Origin of the sequence: Variovorax paradoxus, assembly GCF_030811855.1 — a bacterium.
Classification (GTDB): Bacteria; Pseudomonadota; Gammaproteobacteria; order Burkholderiales; family Burkholderiaceae_C; genus Variovorax; species Variovorax paradoxus_L.
Genome location: NZ_JAUSRN010000001.1, coordinates 153,726 through 177,740, shown reverse-complemented (window position 1 = coordinate 177,740; position 24,015 = coordinate 153,726). Strand labels below are relative to the sequence as shown.

At 66.0% G+C, this 24,015-nt stretch carries 27 protein-coding genes; 18 read left to right on the top strand and 9 right to left on the bottom strand.

All coding sequences use genetic code 11. The annotated features are described in order from the left end of the window. Window positions 1-28 precede the first annotated feature (28 nt). The 11 genes from J2X92_RS00945 (at window position 29) to J2X92_RS00895 (ending at window position 11,302) form a co-directional block, all read left to right on the top strand. On the top strand, window positions 29-715 hold the full coding sequence (locus J2X92_RS00945; protein WP_307572699.1) for an energy-coupling factor ABC transporter permease: 687 nt from the start codon (window positions 29-31) through the stop codon (window positions 713-715). Window positions 716-749: 34 nt separating this feature from the next. Further along, window positions 750-1,526, top strand: a complete 777-nt coding sequence (gene cobF, locus J2X92_RS00940) for a precorrin-6A synthase (deacetylating) (RefSeq protein WP_307572698.1) — start codon at window positions 750-752, stop codon at window positions 1,524-1,526. Between the two features lie 527 nt (window positions 1,527-2,053). Beyond that, complete coding sequence (locus tag J2X92_RS00935; protein ID WP_307572696.1) at window positions 2,054-2,536, top strand: Hcp family type VI secretion system effector; 483 nt, start codon at window positions 2,054-2,056, stop codon at window positions 2,534-2,536. Between the two features lie 98 nt (window positions 2,537-2,634). Next, window positions 2,635-4,938 (top strand): type VI secretion system Vgr family protein, encoded by a 2,304-nt coding sequence (locus J2X92_RS00930; RefSeq protein WP_307572695.1) that lies wholly within the window; start codon window positions 2,635-2,637, stop codon window positions 4,936-4,938. After that, window positions 4,935-6,104: a DUF2169 family type VI secretion system accessory protein gene (locus J2X92_RS00925; RefSeq protein ID WP_307572693.1), complete on the top strand. Its 1,170-nt coding sequence runs from the start codon at window positions 4,935-4,937 to the stop codon at window positions 6,102-6,104. Before J2X92_RS00930 ends, J2X92_RS00925 begins: the two co-directional genes overlap by 4 nt. Beyond that, a complete protein-coding gene (locus J2X92_RS00920; RefSeq protein ID WP_307572692.1) occupies window positions 6,101-6,451 on the top strand; it encodes a PAAR-like domain-containing protein in 351 nt (116 codons plus the stop codon). The genes J2X92_RS00925 and J2X92_RS00920 overlap by 4 nt, the downstream gene beginning before the upstream one ends. Beyond that, entirely contained in the window at window positions 6,451-7,473 is a 1,023-nt protein-coding gene (locus J2X92_RS00915; protein WP_307572691.1) for a hypothetical protein, read from the top strand. The genes J2X92_RS00920 and J2X92_RS00915 overlap by 1 nt, the downstream gene beginning before the upstream one ends. Then, window positions 7,470-7,898: a hypothetical protein gene (locus J2X92_RS00910; RefSeq protein WP_307572689.1), complete on the top strand. Its 429-nt coding sequence runs from the start codon at window positions 7,470-7,472 to the stop codon at window positions 7,896-7,898. The genes J2X92_RS00915 and J2X92_RS00910 overlap by 4 nt, the downstream gene beginning before the upstream one ends. 333 nt (window positions 7,899-8,231) lie before the next feature. Continuing rightward, window positions 8,232-8,624 (top strand): hypothetical protein, encoded by a 393-nt coding sequence (locus J2X92_RS00905; protein WP_307572688.1) that lies wholly within the window; start codon window positions 8,232-8,234, stop codon window positions 8,622-8,624. A 469-nt stretch (window positions 8,625-9,093) separates the two neighbouring features. Further along, window positions 9,094-9,918 carry a universal stress protein gene (locus J2X92_RS00900; protein ID WP_307572687.1) on the top strand — a complete coding sequence of 275 codons (825 nt, stop codon included), beginning with the start codon at window positions 9,094-9,096 and terminating at the stop codon, window positions 9,916-9,918. Window positions 9,919-9,949: 31 nt separating this feature from the next. Further along, on the top strand, window positions 9,950-11,302 hold the full coding sequence (locus J2X92_RS00895; protein ID WP_307572686.1) for an MBL fold metallo-hydrolase RNA specificity domain-containing protein: 1,353 nt from the start codon (window positions 9,950-9,952) through the stop codon (window positions 11,300-11,302). 44 nt (window positions 11,303-11,346) lie between these two features. Here the strand turns inward: J2X92_RS00895 and J2X92_RS00890 are convergent, their stop codons facing one another. Continuing rightward, window positions 11,347-12,000 (bottom strand): BON domain-containing protein, encoded by a 654-nt coding sequence (locus J2X92_RS00890; RefSeq protein ID WP_307572684.1) that lies wholly within the window; start codon window positions 11,998-12,000, stop codon window positions 11,347-11,349. Window positions 12,001-12,003: 3 nt separating this feature from the next. Beyond that, window positions 12,004-12,456, bottom strand: coding sequence for a universal stress protein (locus J2X92_RS00885; protein WP_307572682.1), 453 nt, complete (start codon window positions 12,454-12,456; stop codon window positions 12,004-12,006). 169 nt (window positions 12,457-12,625) lie between these two features. Here J2X92_RS00885 and J2X92_RS00880 point away from each other — a divergent pair, with 169 nt between their 5' ends. Further along, on the top strand, window positions 12,626-13,123 hold the full coding sequence (locus tag J2X92_RS00880) for a universal stress protein (protein ID WP_307572680.1): 498 nt from the start codon (window positions 12,626-12,628) through the stop codon (window positions 13,121-13,123). A gap of 50 nt (window positions 13,124-13,173) precedes the next feature. Here the strand turns inward: J2X92_RS00880 and J2X92_RS00875 are convergent, their stop codons facing one another. Both J2X92_RS00875 and J2X92_RS00870 read right to left on the bottom strand, forming a co-directional pair. Further along, window positions 13,174-13,545 (bottom strand): TraR/DksA family transcriptional regulator, encoded by a 372-nt coding sequence (locus J2X92_RS00875; RefSeq protein ID WP_307572679.1) that lies wholly within the window; start codon window positions 13,543-13,545, stop codon window positions 13,174-13,176. Next, window positions 13,542-14,939 carry a trypsin-like peptidase domain-containing protein gene (locus tag J2X92_RS00870; protein WP_307572678.1) on the bottom strand — a complete coding sequence of 466 codons (1,398 nt, stop codon included), beginning with the start codon at window positions 14,937-14,939 and terminating at the stop codon, window positions 13,542-13,544. The genes J2X92_RS00875 and J2X92_RS00870 overlap by 4 nt, the downstream gene beginning before the upstream one ends. Window positions 14,940-15,204: 265 nt before the next feature. On the opposite strand from J2X92_RS00870, the gene J2X92_RS00865 reads away from it, so the two are divergent. Next, window positions 15,205-15,603, top strand: coding sequence for a hypothetical protein (locus J2X92_RS00865; RefSeq protein WP_307572677.1), 399 nt, complete (start codon window positions 15,205-15,207; stop codon window positions 15,601-15,603). 10 nt (window positions 15,604-15,613) lie between these two features. On the opposite strand, the gene phbB is transcribed toward J2X92_RS00865, so the two are convergent. Both phbB and J2X92_RS00855 read right to left on the bottom strand, forming a co-directional pair. Beyond that, window positions 15,614-16,336, bottom strand: coding sequence for an acetoacetyl-CoA reductase (gene phbB, locus J2X92_RS00860; RefSeq protein WP_307572675.1), 723 nt, complete (start codon window positions 16,334-16,336; stop codon window positions 15,614-15,616). Then, window positions 16,333-16,986, bottom strand: a complete 654-nt coding sequence (locus tag J2X92_RS00855) for a BON domain-containing protein (protein WP_307572674.1) — start codon at window positions 16,984-16,986, stop codon at window positions 16,333-16,335. Before J2X92_RS00855 ends, phbB begins: the two co-directional genes overlap by 4 nt. Window positions 16,987-17,225: 239 nt before the next feature. Between J2X92_RS00855 and J2X92_RS00850 the strand changes: the two genes are divergently transcribed. The 5 genes from J2X92_RS00850 to J2X92_RS00830 all read left to right on the top strand — a co-directional run bounded on the left by J2X92_RS00850 (window position 17,226) and on the right by J2X92_RS00830 (window position 21,625). Continuing rightward, window positions 17,226-17,876, top strand: a complete 651-nt coding sequence (locus J2X92_RS00850) for a thermostable hemolysin (protein WP_307572672.1) — start codon at window positions 17,226-17,228, stop codon at window positions 17,874-17,876. Further along, entirely contained in the window at window positions 17,873-19,324 is a 1,452-nt protein-coding gene (locus J2X92_RS00845; protein ID WP_307572671.1) for an AMP-binding protein, read from the top strand. Before J2X92_RS00850 ends, J2X92_RS00845 begins: the two co-directional genes overlap by 4 nt. A gap of 20 nt (window positions 19,325-19,344) precedes the next feature. Further along, window positions 19,345-20,025, top strand: a complete 681-nt coding sequence (locus tag J2X92_RS00840; RefSeq protein ID WP_307572670.1) for a TenA family transcriptional regulator — start codon at window positions 19,345-19,347, stop codon at window positions 20,023-20,025. Beyond that, on the top strand, window positions 20,022-20,912 hold the full coding sequence (locus J2X92_RS00835) for an SDR family oxidoreductase (protein ID WP_307572669.1): 891 nt from the start codon (window positions 20,022-20,024) through the stop codon (window positions 20,910-20,912). Before J2X92_RS00840 ends, J2X92_RS00835 begins: the two co-directional genes overlap by 4 nt. Before the next feature lie 113 nt (window positions 20,913-21,025). Beyond that, window positions 21,026-21,625 (top strand): tetratricopeptide repeat protein, encoded by a 600-nt coding sequence (locus tag J2X92_RS00830; protein WP_307573812.1) that lies wholly within the window; start codon window positions 21,026-21,028, stop codon window positions 21,623-21,625. 13 nt (window positions 21,626-21,638) lie between these two features. On the opposite strand, the gene J2X92_RS00825 is transcribed toward J2X92_RS00830, so the two are convergent. From J2X92_RS00825 to J2X92_RS00815, 3 genes are read right to left on the bottom strand one after another with little or no spacing between them, the layout of a single operon-like run. Beyond that, window positions 21,639-22,994: an ATP-binding protein gene (locus tag J2X92_RS00825; protein ID WP_307572668.1), complete on the bottom strand. Its 1,356-nt coding sequence runs from the start codon at window positions 22,992-22,994 to the stop codon at window positions 21,639-21,641. After that, window positions 22,991-23,665, bottom strand: a complete 675-nt coding sequence (locus J2X92_RS00820) for a response regulator (protein ID WP_307572667.1) — start codon at window positions 23,663-23,665, stop codon at window positions 22,991-22,993. Before J2X92_RS00820 ends, J2X92_RS00825 begins: the two co-directional genes overlap by 4 nt. Window positions 23,666-23,722: 57 nt before the next feature. Beyond that, a complete protein-coding gene (locus J2X92_RS00815) occupies window positions 23,723-23,968 on the bottom strand; it encodes a hypothetical protein (RefSeq protein ID WP_307572665.1) in 246 nt (81 codons plus the stop codon). Between the last annotated feature and the right edge of the window lie 47 nt (window positions 23,969-24,015).

The window sequence follows — 24,015 nt, the reverse complement described above, 5'->3', positions numbered from 1 at the left end:
GACTGCACTCACCCTACGGAGCCCCGCCATGCACATGGAACCCGGAATCGTCGACGGCAGCAAGATCCTGCTGTCCTATGCCACGGCGAGCGCCTGCGCGCTCTATGCAGTCAAGCTGTCCCTGAACCACATTCGCGAGGAAGGTGCGGGCTCGCTGCTGCTGCGCAGCGCGCTCGCCGCCATGCTGGTCTTTGTCTTCTTCGAGGTATTCCCGCACGCGCCGGTCGGCGTGTCCGAGGTTCACCTGATCCTGGGCTCGTCGCTGTTCCTGATTCTGGGCGCGGCGCCCACCGCCATCGGCCTGGCCGCCGGGCTGGCGCTGCAGAGCCTCTTCTTCGAGCCGAAAGACCTGCCGCAGTACGGCATGAACGTCACCACCTTGCTGGCCGCGCTGTTCGCCATGCAGGCGGTGGCCAAACGGGTGCTGCCGGCCAAGCTTCCCTATGTCGAGCTGGGCTACAAGCATGTGCTCAAGATGTCGGTGGTGTTCCAGGGAGGGATCGTCACCTGGGTGGCTTTCTGGACGATCTACGGCCGCGGCTTCGGGGCGGAGACGCTGCAGGCCGTGGGCAGCTTCGGCGCCGCGTACATGACGGTCGTGCTGCTGGAGCCGCTGGTCGATCTGGCCGTGCTGGCAGCAGCCAAGTGGCTGCGCGGGCGGGCAGGGCAGGGTGGGTCGGTGCTGCTGTCGCGACGTCTGCACCACGCAGCCTGACCACGAGCTGGCCGATTGCCGCGCGGACCCGCAAATGGATGCCGTTTCCGTTTCTACGATCGAACTGATGCTGATTGGCATCGGCACCGGCAATCCCGAGCATCTCACGCTCCAGGCCATCGGCGCATTGAACCGGGCCGACCTCATCCTGATTCCGCGCAAGGGCGCCGACAAGGTCGAGCTCGCCGACTTGCGCCGCAAGATCTGCGCAACGCATCTGAGCGGTCAGGCCCGACTGGTCGAGTTCGATCTGCCTGTGCGCGACATCGCCGCGCCCAGCTATCTCGACGGCGTGCACGAGTGGCACGCGGCCATCGCCGCCGTGTGGGCGGAGCAGATCGCCACATGCCTGCCTCATGGCGGTCGCGTGGCACTGCTGGTCTGGGGAGACCCCGCGCTCTACGACTCCAGCATGCGCATTGCCGAACGGTTGCAAATGGCTGGCATGGCGCTGCGGGTCGAGGTGATTCCCGGCCTGAGCAGTATTCAGTTGCTGACCGCCGCACACGCCATCCCGCTCAACACCCTGGGAGCCCCGGTGCTGATCACCACTGGACGCCAGTTGAGGGCCGGCGGCTGGCCGGCAGGCCTGGACACGGTCGTGGTGCTGCTCGACGGTGCCTGCGCTTTTCAGGTTCTACCCCCGGAGGGCATCGAGATCTATTGGGCAGCCTATCTCGGGATGCCGCACGAATTGCTTCTTGCCGGCCCTCTGGCCAGCACGGGACCACGCATCTGTGCGCTTCGCGCAGCAGCCCGCGAGGAGCACGGCTGGATCATGGACAGCTACCTTCTTCGACGGAGCGTGTAGTTCTCCCAGGTCTTGCCGGTTCGACGGATTGAACGCGCGGCCTTGCTGGCGCGCGTCATTCGCCAATTGCTGGCGCAGCAATTCGCCGAAGACTGGGTTTCCGGCGGCTTCGTCATCGAGATCGGCCTTCGGCAGACTTGAAAACCCAAGGACTATCCTCTGCATGGGTGGTAACTTTTTCCTGCTTTCATTTCGTGTGTGACTTCGTTAAATTCGTTCGCAAATATGAGGGAGCGGCTGACGAAGTACTCGAACACAGAGTCGAAGCTTTCGGAACACCCGACTCCACCTGATCCAGCGGCTCGTGCCGCGCGTGAATGACATTGGGGAGGACGTCAAGCGCGAACCGGAACTGAGCGGGATGGCTTGGTGCCGGCGGTTCGCACACCCCTGAACTTCTCAGGCCGAATCCGGCCATCGCATGGATTGCCCGTGCGTGAAGAAGCGTCGTCATGCGCTGGACGCTTGCCGCAGGCGCGCGTCCGTCTTTTTAACGTGTCCGAGGACACATCCACCGGGAGGTTTCAATGGCAGTAGACATGTTCATGCGCGTCGAGGGCGCAAACGGCGAATCCAAGGACTCGAACCATAAGGACTGGACGGATATCAAGTCGTTTGCATGGGGCGCGACGCAGCCTGGAAACATGGTCAGCGGCGGTGGCGGCGGTGTGGGCAAGGCGAGCTTCAACGACCTGCAGGTTCTTGCGCGCATCGACAAGGCGGCCCCGTCCGTCCTGAAGAACTGCGCCAGCGGCAAGCACCTGAGCAAGGTCGAGGTGTCGGTGTGCAAGGCCGGGGGCTCGCAGATCGAATACACCCGCGTCACGCTGGAAGAAGTGCTGGTCACCTCGGTGCAGTACACGGCCGAGCAGGGCGGCGATGCGGTGCTGGTGCAGTTCGCCTTCCAGGCCGCCAAGGTCAAGCAGCAGTACTGGGAGCAGACGGACAAGGGCGGCAAGGGCGCCGAGACCGTGCTGGCCTGGAACATCAAGGAAAACAAGGAGGCCTGAGCCTCTCGTCGTTCGATGCCTCCAGGGCCTCATCGTGCATGAGGTCCCCGGGCATCCCGGCCACGCCTCTTTCCGTAGGGCCAACTCAGGGGGATCTCATGCCAACAGGCGCCGCGCAGCTTGCGCGTGTTCTCAGCATCTCTTCGACCGCCATGCCGACGCTGGGGGGCGAGCCGGCGTTGGAGCCCATTGCCATCGAAGGCGATGAAGGGCTGAGCCGCCTGTTTCGCTACACCCTGACCCTGGCCACGCCGGAGCAGCCCGGCTACAACGAGCGCCAGGCGGCCAACGTGGCCATCAAGCAACTGGTGGGCGAGGGCCTCACTGCCCACATCGTGCTCGATGGGCGTCCGGGTGCGGGGCCGCAGCGGCGCCACATCTCGGGCCTGGTGACGCGCGTGCGCTTCCTGCGGCTGGAGAACCGGCGCGCACTGTACGAAGCCGTGATCGAACCCTGGCTCACCCTGGCCACGCGCACCAGCGACTACCGCATCTTCCAGAACCAGAACGTGCTGGACATCGCCCGGGAGGTGGTCGGCAAGTACGGCTTTCCGTTCGACGTGCGGGCCACCCGCAGCTATCCACCGCGCGAGTTCCAGGTGCAGTACGGCGAGAGCGACCATGACTTCGTCGCGCGGCTGCTGCACGAGTGGGGCCTGTATTTCTACTTCGAGCACGAAGAGGGCAATCACAAGCTGGTCATCGTCGACGACATGGCGTCGCACCAGCCCTTCGCCCATGCGGGCTACCAGCGCATTCCCTTCCACGCGGCCGACGCCACCGTGCGCGAGGAACGTTGCGACCGCTTCAATGCCTGCGAGGAGCTGCAAAGCGGCCGCTGGGTCACGGACGACTTCGACTTCAAGCGCCCCAAGGCCGAGTTGCAGCAGGTCAGCGCCATGCCGCGCAAGACAGCGCAGAACACCTGGGAGCGCTATGGCTGGCCGGGCGACTACGTGGTGGAGACCGAAGGCGAGCAGCTCGTGCGCACGCGCATGGAAGAGATCGGCAGCCAGGGCGAACGCGCCAGCGGCTCGGGCAATCTCCGCGCGGTGGTGCCTGGGTATCTGCTCACGCTGGAGCGCCATCCCCAGAACGAGTCGAACCGCCAGTACCTGGTGACCGACGCTCGCCTGTGGCTGCAGGACGTGGGCGATGCCAGCGACCAGCAGGAGTTCGAGTGCCGCGTGGATTTCGAGGTGATTCCCAGCAGCAAGGTGTTCCGGGCACCGGCACCCCCGGTGCCCAGGCCGCGCACCACGGGTCCGCAGACGGCGATCGTCACGGGTCCCGCGGGCCGGGAGATCTGGACCGACGAATACGGCCGCGTGAAGCTGAGCTTTCACTGGAACCGCTATTGCACCAAGGACGAGAACAGTTCGTGCTGGGTGCGCGTGTCTTCGCCCTGGGCCGGCGCCCACTTCGGCGGGATCCAGATTCCACGCATCGGCCAGGAGGTGATCGTCGATTTCGAGAACGGCGATCCCGACCGCCCCATCGTGACCGGGCGCGTCTACAACGCCGACAACATGCCGCCGTGGAAGCTGCCGGACAACGCCACGCAAAGCGGCCTGCTCACGCGCAGCTCCGAAGGCGCGACGGATGCCAACGCCAACGCGCTGCGCTTCGAAGACAAGAAGGGGCAGGAGCAGGTGTGGCTGCATGCGGAGCGCAACCAGGACATCGAAGTCGAGAAGGACGAAACGCACTGGGTGGGGAACGATCGCAGCAAAAAGGTGGAGCGCAATCAGATCTCCACCATCGGCATGGCCTACATGCACAACGTGGGCCTCGCCAAGATGGTGAATATCGGCCTGGCCTACTCGTTCAACGTCGGCATGTTGCGCAATACCGTCGTCGGCATGACGGACAACACCTTCGTCGGCAAGACGCAGACCACCAAGGTCGGCGAGCAATACACCCTTTCAGTGGGAGGCGACAAAGGCAGCCATATTCAAATGGACGCCAAGACCATCTCGCTGCGGGTTGGCGCATCGGTCGTGCAGTTGACGGCGGATGGCTCCATTGCCGTGACGGGAAAGAAGATCAATATCACGGCGCAAGGCGATGATGTCACGGTCAATGGAGAAAATATCTGGTTGAATCCGACCGGGGGACAAGCCGCTCTGCAGCCTTCGGCCGTTCCCGTGGCACCGCCATTCCAGCCTCCTGACAGCCCGGCGGCGAGCCTCGACAAGCTGATGAGCGATCCGGGCCAACTTCTGGGCAAGGTTTCTCAACTGGTCTCGGTTGCCCAGCAAGTCTCCTCGGCGGGAGGGGGCAGCGGAGGAATCGGCCCCGCACAGCTGCTGGGTGTCGCGTCAGCTGCGGTAACGGGGATGATGGGTGCGAAGGAGGCGCCTCCCGAGCGGGTGGATGGCACACCGGAGAGCTCCCGATGAGCGCGGCATCGGCACTGCCAATTCCGGCGCCACGCCTTCAGCAGGTGCGCAATGCGACGCCGTTTCCTCATCTCCAGTTCGACAAGATGGGCAAGGGCCGACGCTTTTACGACGTCGTGGTTGTCTGTGCGAGCTTTGTTCTCGAGGCGGGCCGCCTGCAGCCCGCTGCAGGGCATCGAGGGCCAGTCCTTGCGGACGAATTCTGGGATCCTGCACGCGCCGAGTTGTCGAGCTTGCGCGCCGCCACCGATGTCTTGCTGGTCAAGCCCGCGACAGATGTGTACGTGACCGGCGCGGCGCGCACCTTCGACCGGCGAGCATGCAAGGCATGGAATGTCGCGCTCACCGTCAAACGGCGGGGAGAGCTGCTGCTGCACAAGACGCTTCGCCTGACGGGGCCCCGGCGTTGGACAGAGGGCCCGGAGCCGGGGCACCACGCGCTGTCTGATGCCGAGCCTACGCGCGAGGTCCAGCTTCGCTACGAACTCGCCTATGGCGGTTGGTGGTTCGACAAGGGAGACGGTCCCTCCGCATCACCTCGCACGTATGGCCAGAATCCTTGCGGCACAGGTTGGTTTGGAACGGCTCCCAGGAAGGATGACTCCCGCGCCCGCTACGAAGACAGCAAGACAGTGCCGGCACCACAGATCGAATACGCGGAAGCACCTATTCCAGGTGGCAATCAGGATCTTCTCGTGGCTGGGCTGGCGCCGATCGCCCGGTCCTGGGAGCCGCGTGTCGCCTTGGCCGGTACATACGACGACGCTTGGCGCAAGCGGTTCGAACACGAGACCGTCATGGACTATGCCTCGGACTTCGACGAAAGGTTCTTCCAGTACGCGCCGGGCGACCAGGTGATCGCCGGCGGGCTCGTCGGCGACGAGGAGATCCACCTGGCCGGATTCTTCGTCTCCGCGCCCGCCATCGACATGCAACTGCCCCATGTTCGGATCGAAGCCACATGCGAAGCCGAAAACGGTGAACGGCACGGCGAGGCGATGAAGCTGGATACCGTGCACATCGACCTCGACGACATGCGGGTCCACCTCACCTGGCGGTTGACCCTCGATCAAACGCGCGGCATCGTTGCAGTCGAGTTGCGCGACCAATCGACCCATGACAACGCAGTTCGTGCCGAAGACCTCATCGAGGGAGTTCTCTCGTGACCATCGAAAAGCACGTCGCCGATGCCGAGACGCGGTTCATGGTGCTCAACGTGACGCCGGACTTCTGCAAAGTCGGCAACAGAATCGTTCCTTTCGACATCGTCGCCATCCTGCCTCCGGAACGCGCCGCGTATGCGCATTCGGTGTTCGCGCACAGCGAAAAAGTGCTGATGGTCGACAGCGTCGTGAAAGGAGTGACGGGCAATGCCGGCAGCGGTGTGCGATCTGGTGTTTCCCTCGGCGCCGGCAATGTCAAGGTCATCACGGGTTCAAAGACCGTTTTCGTGGAAAGCCGGGCGGCAGCTCGCCATGGCGATCTCTGCGAGATGAACGGAGCAGCGGGCTGATGGGCGACACACCATTCAGCGGCAACGGAACCATCGGTCGCTTGCATACGCAGGTGGCGCCCACACCGCCCAGGATGCTTCAAAAGAAGGACTGTGAAAGGATCTGGAGTGATGTCCGGGAAGCGGAGAGCGCGATGGGCTGGATCCAGTGGATCGCCACAAAGGACGAGTCCTGGCGCGATCCGTGGGTCATCAATGCGCGCTACCAAGAATGCAAGCAATGGCCGAGCCAAATCGAGGAGGCCAAGTACGCGCGGGCTCGCGACCAGTTGATAGCCTATGACAGAGGCGAGCTGGCGTTGAGCGCGGAGGACGCGGTCCAGTTGCGTGGGGCGGTGAACAAGGTTCAGTCTCTGTACGACGTGAGCGCGCCCTACAAGACCATGCCTGCCGACTACATGAGCGAGCCGGAAAGGGAGCTCTTCCGTCGTTCGGGAAACAACCTGGGCATGGCCTTGATGCCGACGTCGATACCCGGGGTTTTGGTTGCGCGATGGTTCGGTGCGAATGAAACCGTGGCCGCGCAGGCCGGTTTGGCGACAGCGGGCGTGCTGGGAGCCGGTTCAGCCACGTTCGCAGCAAAGGGTCAGCAGCTTCGGCCGTTGCCGCCTCAGCAGACCAGCGGCTTGTATATCGGGCCGAAGAGAGTCTGGAATTTCAAGCCGCCCCTCACCTCGCGGCACAACATTCGCGGAGTCAAGGAAAACAGCCGACCGAAGGGAAAAAATACCGTGGCCGACCCGTCTGTGGATATGAAGGCCGACGTCGAGGCCATCAACAACGGGCAGGGCACAAGGAACGGGAACCTGTACACGGTCAACGGAAGAACATATGAGCGTTTTGACAACCATCTGGTGCCGCACAGCGGACCGGGTTTCCATCCGCTCGACCGCGGTGAGTTCAAGGCGCTGGGAATCTTCAATTCACAAGGCAACACACCGCAGGCGATGCAAAATGCGATTCGTACAACCAACGATGTGACTGCTCAACGAGCGCTCGAAATCTGGAGACTCGGACAATGATCTGGTTTGATGCCTCCTTGGAAAGCCCGGCCGATGATGGCCTCCTGCAGCGTTGCATAGCGGCAATGCTCAACATCTCCAGCGAGAACGTGGACGTTGTCCACAGCATCAGCGATATCAAGGATGCGCTCGCCACGTGCGTCGTTGAAGCGCATTCTGCAGAGAGTTACTCGCAACTTATCACCCTCTATCTCCCCGAAGCCTTGCCGCGCCCTGACGTTCCCGAGGCGGCCGCTCGATTGGCTCGGACGCTCGATAGATCTTTGCTCCTGGCGAACGACGAAACGGCGAATCCGTATTCATTCATTCGCGTCTCCAATACCGGGCAATGTTCGGTTGTCTTGGTAGACCCTGACGAACTGGATGAGAACGACCGCTATGTCATTCGGGAGCCCGGCCGCGAAAACGACGGGGCTTCGACGTAGCGGGCCGAATGCCATGGCTTCGGTAGCATCGTCAAGGGCACTGATTCTTCGCGGAAAATCCCGTCACGAAGCTGTGGAGTTCGCAACGCCGGCGTCAAGCGCCAGTGCGTGTTGGATTCCACCGATCTCTGACGCTAGGGGGGTGCGAACCCCAGTCGACTGGACCACTGGGGAAAGATGAACTGATACGCTGGCTGAGCCTTCATAGAAGGAGAATGTCCATGTCCGTAACAGGTCCGTATCGCAGGTACTCTGCGCAGTTCAAGCTGCAGCTGTGCCATGACATTCGCTCAGATGCCCTGGGTCGGCGTGATGCCCGAGAGGTAGTACGCCTTGTCAGCTAACCTTATCCAGATGTGGCTGACGCAGTTCGACGGCGGCGAGTTCAGTAACGAGGAGGTCGAAGCATCTGTGGTGGCTGATTTCGGACCGAAGTTTGCAGCTCTGGAGCGAGAGGTCGGACAACTCACAATGGAGCTCGAGCTGGTCAAAAAGACGCCACGCCTGCGCTTCGTGAGCGACAGCGTACAAGAAGGGGGCGTCCATCCCATTACTCCAATCTTGGGTCAGAGATCGGTGGAGTCCAACATGGAGACGACGCAGAAAAATTGGCTCATGCCAGGATTGTCTTTTGCGGTCCCGCTCAAACCGGGTGCACGAGTTCGACCTCTGTCTGGCCGGTACCTTCGAAGAGGCGAAGGGGCTGCTGAAGCTGGCGCCGGTTGAGGCATTCGATGCCGGACCGGCGTCAAGCGCAAACGAGCCGGCGGAGCCCTAGCAAGCAGCGCCTTGGGATCGCGCCTGGCTCGCAGTCAGGCATGCAGCTGTGGTTAAAGCCCTTCGCATCGTTAGGGGGCCAGCTTTAGTAAGTCGTCGTCTGTTCCGCAGTCGCGGGCCACGGCGCGTCCCAGATGTGTGATCTCGATCACGAAGGCCACCTGTAACATTCCGGCTGCTTCAATTCGTCCATGACGGAATGGCCCCAGAACTGCGCCGGCAGTCGCTCCCGGCCAGGACTTGGGTGAACGGTGTATGTTCCCATATAGCTTTTGACCGCGCGACCATGCGACGACCGCTCGCCACTAGCTTCTTGGTCAACGGGCGTGCGGGCTACCCGACTTGATGTTGCGCAAGGCCCGCGCCGGGCGCCAGGCCTAAGGTCTGCACACGCACACCATCTCTGGAAGGAGCTTTCATGCAAACCCCGAAATCGATCCTCCTGCATCTCGATGGTTCAGCCCGCACGCCAGAGCGCATCAAGCTCGCGCGCCGCCTGGCCGATGCGTTCGACGCGGAGGTGACCGGCATGCCGTGCACCCTGTCCTCGCTGATGCGCTACCCCTTCGCGCTCGAAGGTGCGGCGGAAGCTATCGCAATCATGCGCGAGAGCGACAAGGCCGCACGCGACAGGATGTATGCCAGCTTCACGGTCCATGCGGCCGGCTCGCACCGCATGCACTGGACCGAAGCCGAGAGCGATGCGCCCTGGGGTTTTGCCCGCCGCGCGCTGTATGCCGACCTGGTGATCGTGGGCCAGCGCGACCTCGAAGACCCCATGGCCTCCGAGCTTCCGGGCGACTTCCTGGCTAGCCTGCTGGTGGAGAGCGGGCGGCCCGCACTGGTGCTTCCGTATGCGGGGCCGCTGGAGCCGATGGGCGATACCGTGCTGCTGGCGTGGAAGGAAACCCCCGAGGCCGCACGCGCCCTGTCGGCCGCGCTGCCCTGGCTTCGCAAGGACTCTCGCGTGCATGCGGTCTGCTACGGCGAGGACGCTGGTGCGTCCTTGAAAAAGCTGCAGCACTACCTTGCCGCTCAGCGCGTCGCCGATGTCTCGCTTCATGACGGCGGAGCCGAGGAGGGCGATGCCGGTGATAAGCTGCTGTCGACGGCGGCCGACGTGGGTGCGGACCTGCTTGTGATGGGCTGCTACGGCCACAGCCGGGCGCGCGAATGGATCCTGGGGGGCGTCACGCGAACCATTCTCCAGTCGATGACGCTGCCGGTCCTGATGTCGCACTGACGGCTTCCCACACCCACGCCCAGGAGCAGCCATGCGCATCGATTTTCTCGGCGGCACCGGCACGGTGACCGGTTCCAAGTACCTGCTGACGCACGAGGGCCGGCGCCTGCTGGTGGACTGCGGCCTGTTCCAGGGGCTGAAGCAACTGCGCCTGCGCAATTGGGACGCACTGCCTTTCAATGCCTCGGCCGTCGATGCCGTGCTTCTGACGCACGCGCACATGGACCACAGCGGCTTCGTGCCGCGGCTCGTCAAGCTCGGCTTCAAGGGGAAGGTTTATTGCACGGCCGCCACCCGCGACCTCTGCGAACTGCTGCTGCCCGATTCAGGCCGGCTGCAGGAGGAAGAGGCCGACTTCGCCAACAGGCATGGGCATTCGAAACACAAGCCCGCGCTGTCGCTCTATACCGAGCAGGAAGCGCGCGCCGCGCTGAAGCGATTCGAATGCATCTCCTTCGACAAAGAATGCTCGCCATGGCCGGGCTGGTCATGGCGGCTGGTCAGGGCCGGCCATATCCTGGGAGCGGGCAGCCTGCGCGTGGCGTGGGAGGAGGGCAGCATCCTGTTCTCCGGCGACCTGGGCCGCAGCGACGATCTGGTGATGCGGCCCCCACAAGAGGCCGCCCCGGCCGACTACGTGGTGGTGGAATCCACCTACGGCAACCGCCGGCACCTTCAAGCGGACACGCTTGGTGAGCTCGCGGCCGTGATCAACCGGACGGCCGCGCGCGGCGGTGTGCTGGTGGTGCCGGCCTTCGCGGTGGGGCGTGCGCAAACCCTGCTGCATTGCATCCAGCTGCTCAAGCGCGAAGGCCGCATACCCGACATGCCGGTGTACCTGAACAGCCCGATGGCCGCGGATACCACGCGCCTGTTCAAGGCGCACCTGGACGAGCACCGCATGAGCGCCGAGCAGTGCGCCGACATGATCGGGAAGACCATCATCGTCAACACGCTGGAGGAGTCCAAGCGCCTCAATACGCTGAGTTATCCGTCGATCATCGTCTCGGCCAGCGGCATGGCCACCGGTGGCCGTGTGCTGCATCACCTGAAGGCCTATGCGCCCGATGCGCGGAACACGATCCTGTTCGCGGGCTTCCAGGCTGCGGGCACGCGCGGTGCGGCGCTGGTGGGCGGCGTGGATTCGATCAAGATCCATGGCGCCTACGTGCCGGTGCGCGCCGAGGTGGCCAACCTGGAAACCATGTCCGCACATGCCGACCGGGAACAGTTGCTCGGCTGGCTCGCTTCGCAGAAGGCGCCGCGCCGCGTGTTCGTCACCCACGGCGAGCCCGTGGCCGCCGATGCGCTGAGGCTGGCCATCGAAGAGCGCTACGGCTGGCCTTGCGCCGTGCCCGAGTACCGCGAATCGCGGGAGTTGTGAGGTCGTCGGGCTTCGGTGCCTTCATGTTTGCACGAGTCGGATTTTCAGGCTTCCACGGTCAGCTCGTTGACCACTGAAACGACGCCCGGCGCGGACCAAACCGCCCCGTAGGCAGCCTCCAGTTCAGCCCAGGAACGCACCTTGCCGCGCAGCACGATCTGCGAACCCGCCACATCGACTGCAATCTGCCGCGGCTCGCCGCGGAAAACCCGAATGAGCGCGTCCTGCACTTGGCGTTCAACGTCCGCGGAACACGTTTGTAGCTTGATCTTCACAAGGTTCGTGATGCCGGTGATGCCCAGCAGATTGCGCACCGTGGATTCCGCAGCTTGGCGCTGGTAGTCCCATTCGACCTCACCGGTCAGCGTGACCGATCCGCCTTCGACCATCGGTTTGACCGCGTCGCGCGGCACCTGCACATTCCATGCGAGTGCATGCTCGGCGGCCTGCGCAATGTCTGCGTCGGTGCGTTCATATCCGGCGGCTAGCTTCACCGAGATCTCGACGGCCAGCGCCTTCACGCCGCGCACGCGCAGCGCGGCGCGCTCCGCCGCGAGCTTTTCGGCATAGCTACCGACATGGCCGGTCAGTGTGACCACTCCGTGGTCGACGATGACGCCTACTCCCGCGGAGGCCACGGCCGGATCCCATTCCAGTTCGGCCTGGATGTCTGCCCTGAGCTGTGTATCAGACTTCACCGGTCAGCCTCCTGATTCTTGGCGCACCAGCAGCACAGGCACCGGGCTGCCGCGCACAACGAGGTCGGCGTCGCTTCCGAGCGCGAGGCGACTGACGCCGCGTCGGCCGTGGGTGCCCATCACGACCAGGTCGCATGGTGCGGTCGTGGCCTCATCGATCACCACGTCGGCAATCCGCCCGCGCGTGACCTCGCGCATGATGGTGTCGGCCTCCACTCCCGAGTGCGCCGCGGTCGCTTTGCCCGCGGCCAGCACGGATTCGCCATACGCGCGCATCTTCTGCAGACCGGCGTCGAAGCTGGAAATGGTCGACATTTCCATCAGCGTCGAAAAATCGTCGATGACGTGCAGCAGCCGCAGTTTTCCTTTTTGCTCGGCCGCCAGGCGAACGGCTTCGCGCAATCCGCGTTCCGCGGTGGGGCTGCCGTCGATAGGAACAAGAATGTGGTGGTACATCGCGTGGTCTTCCTTGGGGCCGGGCTGCAGGGAGGTTCGCCACCGGCCGATCGGCGAACACCTCGATTTTTCGGCCCTGCAGCGGGGGCGGACTTGCGCCATGTCAAGCCAGCGCCGGCAAGCTGCCCCGAGACTGCAATTCACACACCACCTCATCGATGGATTCAGCATGTATCACCGCATTCTTGTTCCTATCGACGGCAGCTCCGCTTCCCTGCGAGGCCTTGACGAAGCGATTCGCGTGGCCAGGCTCATGGGCTCCGTCCTGCGGCTCGTCCACGTTGTGGACGAATTGAAATACGTGACCGGCTTCGAGGGCATCGCCTCCCGCGACCTGCTGCCGCTGATGGAGGAGGCCGGCGAGCAGATCCTTCAACAGGGCAGGGAGCGCGCGGAGCACGCCGGCGTCCGGACCGAGACCCTGCTGTTCAGCTCGCTGGCGGGCCGCCTGTGCGATCTCGTTGCCGAGCAGGCCAAGGCCTGGAACGCCGATCTGATCGTGATCGGCACCCACGGACGCCGCGGCGTCGGGCGGGCGCTGCTGGGCAGCGGTGCCGAGCAGATCCTGCGCCTGGCGCCGGTTCCGGTGCTGCTCGTACGCGCCACATTGGACGACAAGGAGGCGGGCGGCGCCGCCCTCCCGGCGCGCGTCGACATCACAGCCTGAGCGGTGGCACTACCGGGGTGGCGAAGTGGCGATGGCCGGAAATGGTCAGGTCAGCGGTTACCCCGTTCCGCCGCCGACTGGCAGGAGGCGCACCGGATGGCGATGGGCTGCGCGAGCAGGCGCTCGCGCGGAATGTCCGCTCCGCAGTCCGCGCAGATACCGTAGCTTCCTTCGGCCATGCGCTGCAATGCCTGCTCGATCTCGCGGAGCCGCGCGCGATCGACTTCGAGTTCGGCAAAGCGTACGTCGTCCTGCCTCATCGCTTCGGCTTCGTCCACATTGCTGTGTACTTCGTGCGCGTCGTCGATCGAGCCTGACTGAACACCCGGGGCCGTTTCGCGCAGTTCGTCTACTGCCTGGGTCTTCATGAGTTCGAGTTGCCGGGCCAGCGCGCCGCGGTCGGTTGCGTTCAGGTGTTTCATGGTGCTCTCGTTGGAGTTGGTGCTCGGAGAAACGAGGCTCGTCCAGTGGGGCGCTGCTCCGGCAGCCAGACGGCGACGTACGCGAGGCGCATATCGCGCATGACAAGCAGCGCGACCGATCGGCCGGCCGGCAAACGCGACAAGGCTTGCTTGAACTGTTCGACACGATCGACGCGCAGATCGTTCACGGCCACGATGAAATCGCCGGCGCGAATGCCTTCGCTGCGGGCCAGCCCGGTGGCCTCGCGCACCAAGAGGCCGCTGTCGAGGCGCAGCTGCGCCTTTTGCGCGGCGGACACTTCGCCAAGGCTGAGGCCCAGGCCGTCGTTCCATTCCGGCGCGGCGGCGGGCGGAAAGGCCGCTTTGGCGGTCCGTTCTTCGGAGGGCGTGACCCACACGGTGCGCTGTGCACCGCGCCGCCACACCTCCATGCGGCTGCGGTCGCCCGGCACACGCTCGCCGACCTGCTGCAGCAGATCGGTCAGCCGCGAGACCGGAATGCCATCGAAGGCGGTGACGATGTCTCCCTGCACCAGCCCCGCGGCGTGTGCGGGGCTGCCCGCATCGACGCGGACCACCAGCGCACCGGAAGCCTTGGGCAGCGCGAACGATTGGGCCAGCGCGGGCGTCATTTCCTGGAACTCGACGCCCAGGTGGGCGCGCCGGACGGTGCCGCCCGCGCGCAGCTGCGTCGCGATCCGCATCGCCAGGTTGATGGGCACGGCGAACGACAAACCCATGTAGCCGCCGCTGCCGCTGTAGATCATCGAGTTGATGCCGATCACCTCGCCGCGGCTGTCGAAGAGCGGACTGCCCGAACTGCCCGGGTTGATGGCCACGTCGGTCTGGATGAAGGGAACGTCGCCGCCGCCGGCCAGGATGCGGTCCACGGCGCTCACCACACCCGCCGTGACGCTGCCGTGGAAACCGAATGGCGCGCTGATGGCGGCCACCCAATCGCCGGGCGCGAGCCGTGACGAATCGCCGATGGCGGCGACGGGCAAGGCGGTGGCGTCGATCTTCAGGAGGCCGACGTCGGTTCGCTTGTCCGCTCCGACCACGCGTGCAGTGAAGCGGCGTCCGTCGTCCAGGCGGACCTGGACCTCGTCGATGTGCGCGACCACGTGGGCGCTGGTCAGGATCAAGCCGTCGGCGCTCACGATCACGCCGGAGGCGAGGTCGCGGATCTGGCTGACTCGCACATTGGCACGCATCGGCCAGGCGAGGCGGTCGGCAAAGTCGCGCTCGGGTGCGATCTCGAGTTCGATGTCTTCCGGACTCTCGTCGCGGCCGATGCGCAGGGTACTGATGTCGACCACCGAGGCACTGCGGCTCGCGACCAGAGAAGAAAAAGCCGGTGCAAGAGAGACGTCGGCGGAGGGGAGGGCGCTCACAGCCGGGGCTGATGTTGGCGCAGCGGCGCAGGCGGCGAGCACCGCAAGCGCGCCAGCGCAGGCCGGAAAGAGGACGAGACGTTGAAACAGCCTGCGGCATCCCGCACTGCCGCGAGCGGCCATGGGGATCTTTTTCATGGCTGTCCTTGGTGCGTATTCATGGAGGAACCAATGTAGGCCGCCGGTGGCTAGGTTGCCTTGATCTGGAACAAGGTCGGAGCCCAGGTTGGCGGCCAATATCCGGCTATCTCTTCAAGGAATCGCCATGAACTTCTTTCGCACACTGGGATCGGTTGCATTCGTATTCCTGGCGGGTTGCACCGCGTTCCCCTCGACCCAAGGCAAGCAGGACAAGGATCACGCGTTGCACCATCCATCGGCGGCGGCGTCCACCGCGATGAAGTCCGACCAGCAAATGGCGCAGATGCGGGAGATGCACCAGAAGATGATGGCCGCCAAGACCCCCCAGGAACGCCAGGCGCTGATGGCCGAGCACATGAAGGCCATGCAGGGCGGGATGTCGATGATGTGCCAGATGGGCACCGCGCCGGCCCCGCAGTCCGGTGCCCCGTCCGACGACATGATGAAGCGCTGCATGGCCATGAAGGACATGACCATGCAGATGATGCAGGATCGGGAACGCCTCCAGTCACCCGCACGGTAGGCGGCTCGCTTCAGGCCATGTACTTGCCACCGTTGATCGACAGCGTGATGCCGGTGATGAATCCCGCGTCGTCGGACACCAGGAACACGACGCCGCGCGCGATCTCGGCGGGCCCGGCCAGGCGGCCGGCCGGAATGCCCGTCAGGATGCGCGCCATCACCTCGGCATCAACCGCCTCGACCATGGCGGTGTTGGTGTAGCCCGGGGCCACCACATTGACCGTGATGTTGCGCGAGGCGCCCTCGAGCGCCAGCGACTTCGTGAAACCGATCAGACCGGCCTTGGTCGCCGCGTAGTTGGTCTGGCCCGCCTGCCCGGACAGTCCGTTGACTGACCCGAGGTTCACGATGCGTCCGAAGCGCCGCTCGCGCATGCCGCCGATGATGGCGCGGCACATGTTGAAGCAGCCACCGAGGTTGACGTCGAGCACCTCTTTCCATTGCTCGAAGCTCATCTTGTGCAGCATCGCATCGCGCGTGATGCCCGCATTGTTGACGAGCACCTCGACCGGGCCGAGCGCCGCCTCCACGCGCGCCACGCCTGCCGCGCAGGCGTTCGCATCTGCCACGTTCCAGGCGAAGGCCGGGATGCCGGTACGCGCGGTGAACGCCTCGGCAACCTGGGAGCGGCTGCCGTGGTTGACCGCCACGCGATAGCCAGCGGACTGCAGCGCTTCGGCCGTGGCCGCGCCGATGCCGGAGGTTCCGCCGGTGACCAGCGCAACGCGTGTCAATTGTCAACCGCAAGATCGTTCACGACCAGCGACACACCCGGCGCCGCCCATGCCGCGCCCTGCACCGCATTGCGTTCAGCCCAGGAGTGGACTTTGCCGCGCAGCGTGACCTGCGAGCCGTCCACAGAGACGGCCAGGTGCTTGGCTTCGCGCTCGGCCTGGCGTGCGAGTGCATCGTGAATCTTCTTCTCGACGTCGGCGGGACGGACCTTGGGCGTGACGTTGACGAGGTTGGACACGCCTTTCACGCCCATCAGGTTGCGCACGGCGCTTTCCGCGGCGCGGCGCTGGTAATCCCACTCGACCTCGCCGGTCAGCGTGATCCAGCCCTTTTCCACCATCGGGCGGATCTTGCCGTCTGGCACCAGCACATTCCATTCGAGCGCGCGCTCGGTGGCCATTGCAATCTCGGCATCGGTGCGCTCGTGGTCGAACGGCAGCTTGACCGAAAGCTCGACGGCCAATGCCTTGACGCCGTGCACGCGCTGCACCGCGCGTTCCACAGCGTACTTCTCGGCGTAACTCGACAGATGGCCGGTCAGGGTGGCCACGCCGTCCTTGACGATCACGCCCACATCGGCGGCGTTGAAAGATGGGTCCCAAGTCAGTTCGGCCTGAATGTCATCGCGAAGTTGGGTATCGGTTTTCATGGCGTTTCCTTGCATTGAATGGGGTTGAGCGGTCCCAGAGATAGCTGCGGCCGTGGATTCAGTTTAGGAACGCCGTCCGCCCACGGCATTGCGCTGGATCAATTCGCGCAACGCTGCTGCGTGGCGTCTCGGGTTATGTCCCGTGCAATCACCTTCTTAAGCTGGCGTTAATCGGCCGCAACGACCATGCACCCTATGCCCGGACCGTTTGCTGGCGGCGGGCTTCCTGAGGAAAGCGCATGTTCATGTCCCCACCGTCGCGTAGCAGCGCGGTCGAGCCGCCAGTTGGCGTCCCCGCCACGTCCCCGGCCGATTTCGCAGTGCATGAACTGCACGATCCGAGCCGCGCCGCGGTGGAGGATTTCATCCACGGCATCTACGAACGCCGCTACGGCGCGCAGGTGACGCACTTTGCGCCGCGGCTGGTAAGCCTCCGCAGGAACGGCGAACTGGTCGCAGCGGCCGGCTACCGCAACGCGGCACGCGATGAGCTGTTTCTCGAGCACTACCTCGCAGCGCCCGTCGAGGTGCTGCTCGCAGGGTGCGCGGGCTCGCCCGTGGCCCGCGAAACCATCGTCGAGGTCGGGCATCTCGCCGCAAGCCGAGCCGGCGAGGGACCGCAGCTGATCCAGCGGCTGGCGCCGCATCTCGCTGCTCAAGGTTTCGAGTGGGTCGTCGGCACGGTGACCCAGGAGTTGCGCAAGATGCTCGCGCGTCTCGGCGTCGCTCCGTTGACGCTCGGGGCGGCCAACGCATCCGCGCTGGGCGCAGAAGCCGCGCACTGGGGCAGCTACTACGAGCACCATCCCGTGGTGCTGGCCTCCCAGCTGAGGCTTGCATTGCGCCACCACATGGCGCGCCGTTCCAAAGCGTCGGGAGCGCGAGAGTGAGCCCGCGCGCAGAGGCGTTCGCAGTGGCGTTGGACGATGGCGCACGCCACGTCACGTTCGCCGAACTGGACGACGAGGCGAGCGGGCTCGCCGACCGGTTGCGGGCAGAGGGCACCCGCGTGGTCGCCACGCTGATGGACAACTCGCCCGCCTGGGTGGTGGCCGACCTGGCTGCGGCACGGGCAGCGGTGGTGCATGTGCCGCTGCCGGTGTTCTTCGCACCCGGGCAAATCGACCATGCGCTGCGCGCCGCCGGTGTGGACACCGTGCTGACCGTGCCGCCTCTCGCCGCGCGCTGGCCGGCAGGCGCTGCTTCGGATCTTGCGGTCGCAGGCCAGCCGCTGTCGATCGTGCGTCTTCGGGCGGCGGCTCCGCCAATGTCGGCGGGCACAGCCAAGATCACCTTCACCTCCGGCACCACCGGCGCGCCCAAAGGGGTGTGCCTCGATGCCGATGCCATGCGCCGCGTGGCCGAGGGCCTCGTCGAGGCGATGGCGCCGCTCGACATCCGCCGCCACCTTTGCGCGCTTCCGTTCGCGGTGCTGCTGGAGAACATCGCGGGCGTGATGGCGCCGCTGCTGCGTGGCGCCACCTGCATCACGCCGCCGCTGCAGCAGCTGGGCCTGAGCGGTTCCTCGGGTTTCGATGCGGCGCGGTTTCATGCCTGCGCGCTGGCGCAACAGCCGCACAGCATCATCCTGCTGCCGCAAATGTTGCGCGCCTGGTCCGGCTACCTGCAGCAAAGCGGCCAGCGCGCGCCGGACTCGCTGAAACTGGTGGCCGTGGGCGGCGCGGCGGTGGGCGTCAAGCTGCTTCAAGACGCGCGCGCCCTCGGCATTCCGGCCTTCGAGGGCTATGGCCTGTCCGAAGGCGCTTCCGTGCAGACGCTCAACCTTCCCGGGCACGACCGTCCCGGCACGGCCGGCCGCGCGCTGCCGCATGCGCGGCTGCGCATTGCGCCGGACGGCGAAGTGGAGGTGGCCGGCAGCCTGTTCCTCGGCTACCTCGGCGATACGGCCACGCCGCCGCCGCAGTGGTGGCCCACCGGCGATCTGGGCCGGATCGACACCGACGGCTACCTGCACATCAGCGGCCGCAAGAAGCATCTTCTGATCACCGCCTTCGGCCGCAACGTATCGCCCGAATGGGTCGAGACGGCGCTGCGGGGCGAGAACGCCATCGCCCAGGCCGTGGTGTTCGGCGATGCCCAGCCGGCGCTCTGCGCCGTGCTCTGGCCGGTGCGGCCGGACGCCCCCGACGCGCAGCTGCAGGCCGCCGTCGACGCCGCCAATGCCACGCTGCCCGACTACGCCCGGATCCAGCGCTGGGTCCGGGGCCGGGCGAACTTCGATGCCGCGTCCGGCATGGCCACGGCCAACGGCCGCCCGCAACGCGCCACCATCTTGCAACTGCACGCCGATGCCCTCGACATCGCCGCCGCACCCTGACCGAATCCACTGGAGTCCCCATGAGTTTCCATGACCGCCTTGTCGAACAGACCGCCGACACCCGAGCGAGCCTGCTCGGCACGCCCATCATCCAGGGCTGCCTGCGCGGCGAGGTCTCGCTGCCGAGCTACCTGGCCTTCTTGCGCGAGGCCTACCACCACGTGCGCCACACCGTGCCCCTGCTGCAGGCCTGCAAGGCGGCATTGCCGGAACGCAATGCCTGGCTGCGCGAACCGCTCGACGAATACGTGGAGGAGGAGCGGGGCCATGACGAGTGGATCCTCGACGACATACGTGCCTGCGGCGGCGATGCACAGGCCGTGCGCGACGGGCTGCCCGGCCACGCCACCGAGGTCATGGTGGCCTACGCTTACGACACCATCGCGCGGCGCAATCCGCTCGGGTTCTTCGGGATGGTGCATGTGCTCGAGGGCACGAGCGTGTCGCTCGCGCTCATGGCCGCCGACCAGATCCAGAAGCCGCTGCAGCTTCCCGATGCCGCGTTCACCTACCTGCGTTCGCACGGCATGCTGGACCGCGAGCACACCGCGCATTTCGAGCTGTTGATGGATCAGGTCGAGGACCCGCAGGACCAGGCGGACATCATCCATGCCGCGCGCGCCTTCTACCGCCTGTACGGCGACGTGTTCCGCAGCCTGCCGCTGCCGCAGGCGAGCACCGGCGCGGAGGTGAAGGCATGAAGACCTCGCAAGCTCGGGTGTTGCTGACCGGCGCGAGCGGCGGCATCGGCCAGGCCGCGGCCAGGCACCTGGTGAACGCCGGTGCATCGGTGATGCTGGTCGGGCGATCTCCGGCGCGGCTGGCGGCGCAGGCGCGCGCGCTGGTTCGCGACTGCGGCGTGCCCCGGCCCAGGGTGGAATGGTACGCAGCCGACCTGACGCGCGTCGCCAGCCTTGCGGGCATTGCCGAGGTGGCTTCCGGGTGGGGCTGCAACGTGCTGGTTCACAACGCGGGCCTGCCGGGCTTCGGCCGGATCGAATCGCTGGCCGCCAACGACATGGCGCAGGTGCTGCACCTCAACCTGCTGGTGCCGATGCTGCTGACCCAGGCGCTGTTGCCCCATCTGCGCAGCCTTCCGAAGGCGCAGGTCGTCTGCGTGGGCTCGGTGCTCGGGCGGCTGGGCCTGCCGGGCTTCAGCGTGTACTGCGCCAGCAAGTTCGGGCTTCGCGGATTCGCGGAATCGCTGCGCCGCGAACTCGGCGATACGCAGGTGCGCGTGCAATACCTCGGCCCGCGTACCACGCGCACCGATTTCAACGACGCCGCGGTGGAAAGCTACAACAAGGCCACGGGCACGGCGACGGACCGGCCCGACATCCCTGCGATGGCGCTGCTGCAGCTCATCGAGAGCGAGGCCGCCGAGTGCTTCCTGGGTTTTCCCGAGAAGCTGGCCGTTCGGCTCAACGGGCTGGTACCAGAACTGCTGGACGGCGCATTCGACAAGAACCGCCGCGCCCTGCCGCCGCTCGCACAGCCGGCGCAGCCTTTTCTCGAGTGCCCGGACACCCCGGGCGCTCCCGCCGAAGCCGAAGCCGATTCCCATTCGCTGCTGCACAGCGCACATTGACCCACGGAGGACGACACATGAAACAACAGGCCGTTTTACTCGCTTCGCCCATGCCCACCGCGGTGAATCGCCGGTGGCTGATCGGCATCGCCGCCGGCGCCGTCCTGGGAGCGATGCTTCCGCGCGCGGCCTTCGCGGCGGGCGCCGACGATGCCGTCGTCGACCTGCAGCACGAATGGGAAGCGATCCGCTACCAGGCGCCCGCAGCCGAACGCGAGAAGCGCTTCGAGGCCTTGGCGGCCAAGGCACGCAAGGTGAGCGAAACCTACCCGGGTCGTGCGGAGCCGCTGGTCTGGGAGGGCATCATCGTCAGTTCATGGGCCGGCGAGAAGGGCGGCCTCGGCGCGCTGGGGCTGGTGAAGCAAGCCAAGGCGCTGTATGAAGCCGCGATCGCGATCGACGGCGATGTGCTCGACGGCTCGGCCTACAACAGCCTGGGCGTTCTCTACTACAAGGTCCCGGGATGGCCGGTGGGTTTCGGCGACAAGGCCAAGGCGAAGGAACTGCTGCAGAAAGCGTTGTCGCTCAACCCGAAGGGGATCGATCCCAACTTTTTCTACGGCGAATATCTGGTCGAGATCCGGCAGCCCGACCAAGCCGTCGCATACCTCGAGCGGGCATTGCAGGCGCCGCCGCGGCCGGGCCGGCAGGTGGCCGACAGCGGGCGGCGCGAGGAAGCGCGCCTGCTGCTTGAGAAGGCCAAGGCCAGGTAGGCCGGCTGATCTTTCAGCGGTGCGCCGCATCGAACTGGAGCGTCACCTTCACGCCCCGGCCGCCCGCGCCAGGGCCGAACAGCAGCTCGAGTCCGTGCAGCTCGGCAATCCGCCGCACGATCGAAACCCCCAGGCCGCTGCCGCCTTCCTGCTGGCCGTCGGGCCGGTAGAAGCGCTCGCCCAGCCGCGTCAGCTGCTCCGGCGACAGGGGTTCTCCTTCGTTCTCGAGCTCCAGGTCTTCGCGCCCGATACGCAGCACCACGCTCGATCCTTCCGGCGCATAGCGAATCGCGTTGTCGAGCAGATTGCGCAGCAGCATCGTCAGCAGATGCTCGTCGCCCAGGAGCGGGAAGGGGTGCGATCCCCGTGGCGGCCACTCGCAGGCCAGTTCGATGCGGCGGCGTTCGGCCGTCGCCAGGCAATCGCTCATGGCCTGCTCGACGATCCGCGGCCATTGCACCTCGGTGGTCAAGGGCGGCGCGACGCCGGACTCCACGCGCGAAAGCGAGAGCATCTGCGTCATCAGCCGTTCCATGCGGTCGAGGCCGGCGCTGAGCTTGGCTTCAGCCGCGGCGCGTTCGGTCTGGCTGCCGGCGCGGCGCACCACGTCCCACTGGGCGCGCAGCACGGCCAGGGGCGTGCGCAGTTCGTGCGCGGCGTCGGCCGTGAAGCGGCGCTCGCGCACCAGCAGCTGGTCGATGCGGGCGAACAGTCCGTTCATGGCGCCCAGCAGCGGTTTGAGCTCGGCCGGCGCCCGGTCGTCGGGCACGGCCTGCAGATCGTCGGCCCTTCGGCGGCGAAGCTCGGCGGTGAGCTGGTGCATCGGCGCCAACGCGCGGCGCACCGCCCACGCCATCACGGCCAGCAGAAAGGGCAGCACCAGCACCCAGGGGACCACCTGCGTGACCGTGAGGCCGTACACCAGTTCATCGCGTTCGTAGGCGTCCTGGCCGGCGGCCACCAGCCAGGCGCCATCGACGGATGGCAGGTAGTAGATGCGCCACGTCCGGTCCTTGATTCTTTCGTCGACAAAGCCGCTCGCGTCGGGCCGCCGAGGCAGCACCATGCCTTCGCGGTCCGCGAGCACGAGGCGGCCCGTCGTGTCCCATGCCGCCACGGCAAGATCGCGCACGTCCGACTCCCCGGCCTCCCTGGTTCCTTCGGTGGGCGCGGGCGGCAGCACCGGCGTGACGCCGGGATGGCTCGGCCCCAGGGTGTATTGCACCTGCTGCGCCAACCGGATCAACTCGGTGTCGTACAGCTCGTTGACCTCGTGACGCGCCCGGCTGATGGAAAAGTACAAGGCCACGCCCCAGACCAGCGGCGCGCAAACCAGCAGATAGAGCAGGAGCCGGCGCTGCAGGCTCATGGCGCCGCCTCGCCGGACCCGAGCGCATAGCCCACGCCGCGCACGGTCCGCACGATGCCCGGGTCGATCTTGCGCCGCAGGTGGTGGATGTGAACCTCGAGGGCATTGCTCTCTGGCTCCGTGCCGCTCCAGTCGTAGAGCTTTTCCTGCAGGTGGGTCTTGGAGAGCACGCGCTGAGGCTGCGCCAGGAGTGCCTCGAGCACCGCCAGTTCGCGCCCGGTCAGGTCGACGCGCTCGCCCTTCCAGTGCACGAGTTTGCTGGCAGGGTCGTACTCGAGCGCGCCGTGCTGCCAGACCGGTTGCGCACGCCCGGCGGCGCGGCGCACCAGCGCCCGAAGGCGAGCCGCGAGTTCGTCGATGGTGATGGGCTTGACGAGGTAGTCGTCGGCCCCGGCGTCGAGCCCGGCGATGCGCTGTTCGACGCCGTCGCGCGCCGTGAGGATGAGCAGCGGCAGCTTCAGGCCCCGATCGCGCCAGCGGCGCAGCCAGGTCATGCCGTCGCCACCCGGAAGTCCGAGGTCCAGTACCAATGCATCGAACGAGGCCCCGGACAGCGCGCCATCGGCCTCGCCGCCGCTGCCGAACCAATCGACCGCATGGCCGAGCTGGCGCAGGCCGGTGGCCAGCGCATCGCCGAGCAGGGGATCATCTTCGACAATCAGCAGGCGCATGTGAAAGTGTCGAGACCGGGAGCTTGGCAATCTGCGCGACGGAGCGGGCGCATGACCTCAGAAGCCGGCCAGGGCCAGGATGTGCGCCAGTGTAGACCCGCTCATCCTGAACCAACCGTCGTCGAAGGCGTTGTAGACCCCGCACACCAATGCGGCGGCACCCATGGCCAGGAGCAGCATGACGGCAAAGACTGCGACATCTGCAAGGCGGGCACCGCCCGCGGCGGCCGGGGCTTGCGCATCGGGCGGCTGCGGCGCGTCGGCGCATGATGGCGCGGCGCGGGAGCGGGCTGCACTGTCCATTGGCATCTCCACGTGGATTCATGTCGCGACCACTCCATGGGTCGCAC

Coding starts and splice junctions, on each gene's coding strand:
- J2X92_RS00945 (WP_307572699.1), top strand. CDS start 29: ATGCACATGGAACCCGGAATCGTCGACGGCAGCAAGATCCTGCTGTCC.
- cobF (WP_307572698.1), top strand. CDS start 750: ATGGATGCCGTTTCCGTTTCTACGATCGAACTGATGCTGATTGGCATC.
- J2X92_RS00935 (WP_307572696.1), top strand. CDS start 2,054: ATGGCAGTAGACATGTTCATGCGCGTCGAGGGCGCAAACGGCGAATCC.
- J2X92_RS00930 (WP_307572695.1), top strand. CDS start 2,635: ATGCCAACAGGCGCCGCGCAGCTTGCGCGTGTTCTCAGCATCTCTTCG.
- J2X92_RS00925 (WP_307572693.1), top strand. CDS start 4,935: ATGAGCGCGGCATCGGCACTGCCAATTCCGGCGCCACGCCTTCAGCAG.
- J2X92_RS00915 (WP_307572691.1), top strand. CDS start 6,451: ATGGGCGACACACCATTCAGCGGCAACGGAACCATCGGTCGCTTGCAT.
- J2X92_RS00910 (WP_307572689.1), top strand. CDS start 7,470: ATGATCTGGTTTGATGCCTCCTTGGAAAGCCCGGCCGATGATGGCCTC.
- J2X92_RS00900 (WP_307572687.1), top strand. CDS start 9,094: ATGCAAACCCCGAAATCGATCCTCCTGCATCTCGATGGTTCAGCCCGC.
- J2X92_RS00895 (WP_307572686.1), top strand. CDS start 9,950: ATGCGCATCGATTTTCTCGGCGGCACCGGCACGGTGACCGGTTCCAAG.
- J2X92_RS00885 (WP_307572682.1), bottom strand. CDS start 12,456: ATGTACCACCACATTCTTGTTCCTATCGACGGCAGCCCCACCGCGGAA.
- J2X92_RS00880 (WP_307572680.1), top strand. CDS start 12,626: ATGTATCACCGCATTCTTGTTCCTATCGACGGCAGCTCCGCTTCCCTG.
- J2X92_RS00875 (WP_307572679.1), bottom strand. CDS start 13,545: ATGAAACACCTGAACGCAACCGACCGCGGCGCGCTGGCCCGGCAACTC.
- J2X92_RS00865 (WP_307572677.1), top strand. CDS start 15,205: ATGAACTTCTTTCGCACACTGGGATCGGTTGCATTCGTATTCCTGGCG.
- J2X92_RS00855 (WP_307572674.1), bottom strand. CDS start 16,986: ATGAAAACCGATACCCAACTTCGCGATGACATTCAGGCCGAACTGACT.
- J2X92_RS00850 (WP_307572672.1), top strand. CDS start 17,226: ATGTTCATGTCCCCACCGTCGCGTAGCAGCGCGGTCGAGCCGCCAGTT.
- J2X92_RS00840 (WP_307572670.1), top strand. CDS start 19,345: ATGAGTTTCCATGACCGCCTTGTCGAACAGACCGCCGACACCCGAGCG.
- J2X92_RS00835 (WP_307572669.1), top strand. CDS start 20,022: ATGAAGACCTCGCAAGCTCGGGTGTTGCTGACCGGCGCGAGCGGCGGC.
- J2X92_RS00830 (WP_307573812.1), top strand. CDS start 21,026: ATGCTTCCGCGCGCGGCCTTCGCGGCGGGCGCCGACGATGCCGTCGTC.
- J2X92_RS00825 (WP_307572668.1), bottom strand. CDS start 22,994: ATGAGCCTGCAGCGCCGGCTCCTGCTCTATCTGCTGGTTTGCGCGCCG.
- J2X92_RS00820 (WP_307572667.1), bottom strand. CDS start 23,665: ATGCGCCTGCTGATTGTCGAAGATGATCCCCTGCTCGGCGATGCGCTG.
- J2X92_RS00815 (WP_307572665.1), bottom strand. CDS start 23,968: ATGGACAGTGCAGCCCGCTCCCGCGCCGCGCCATCATGCGCCGACGCG.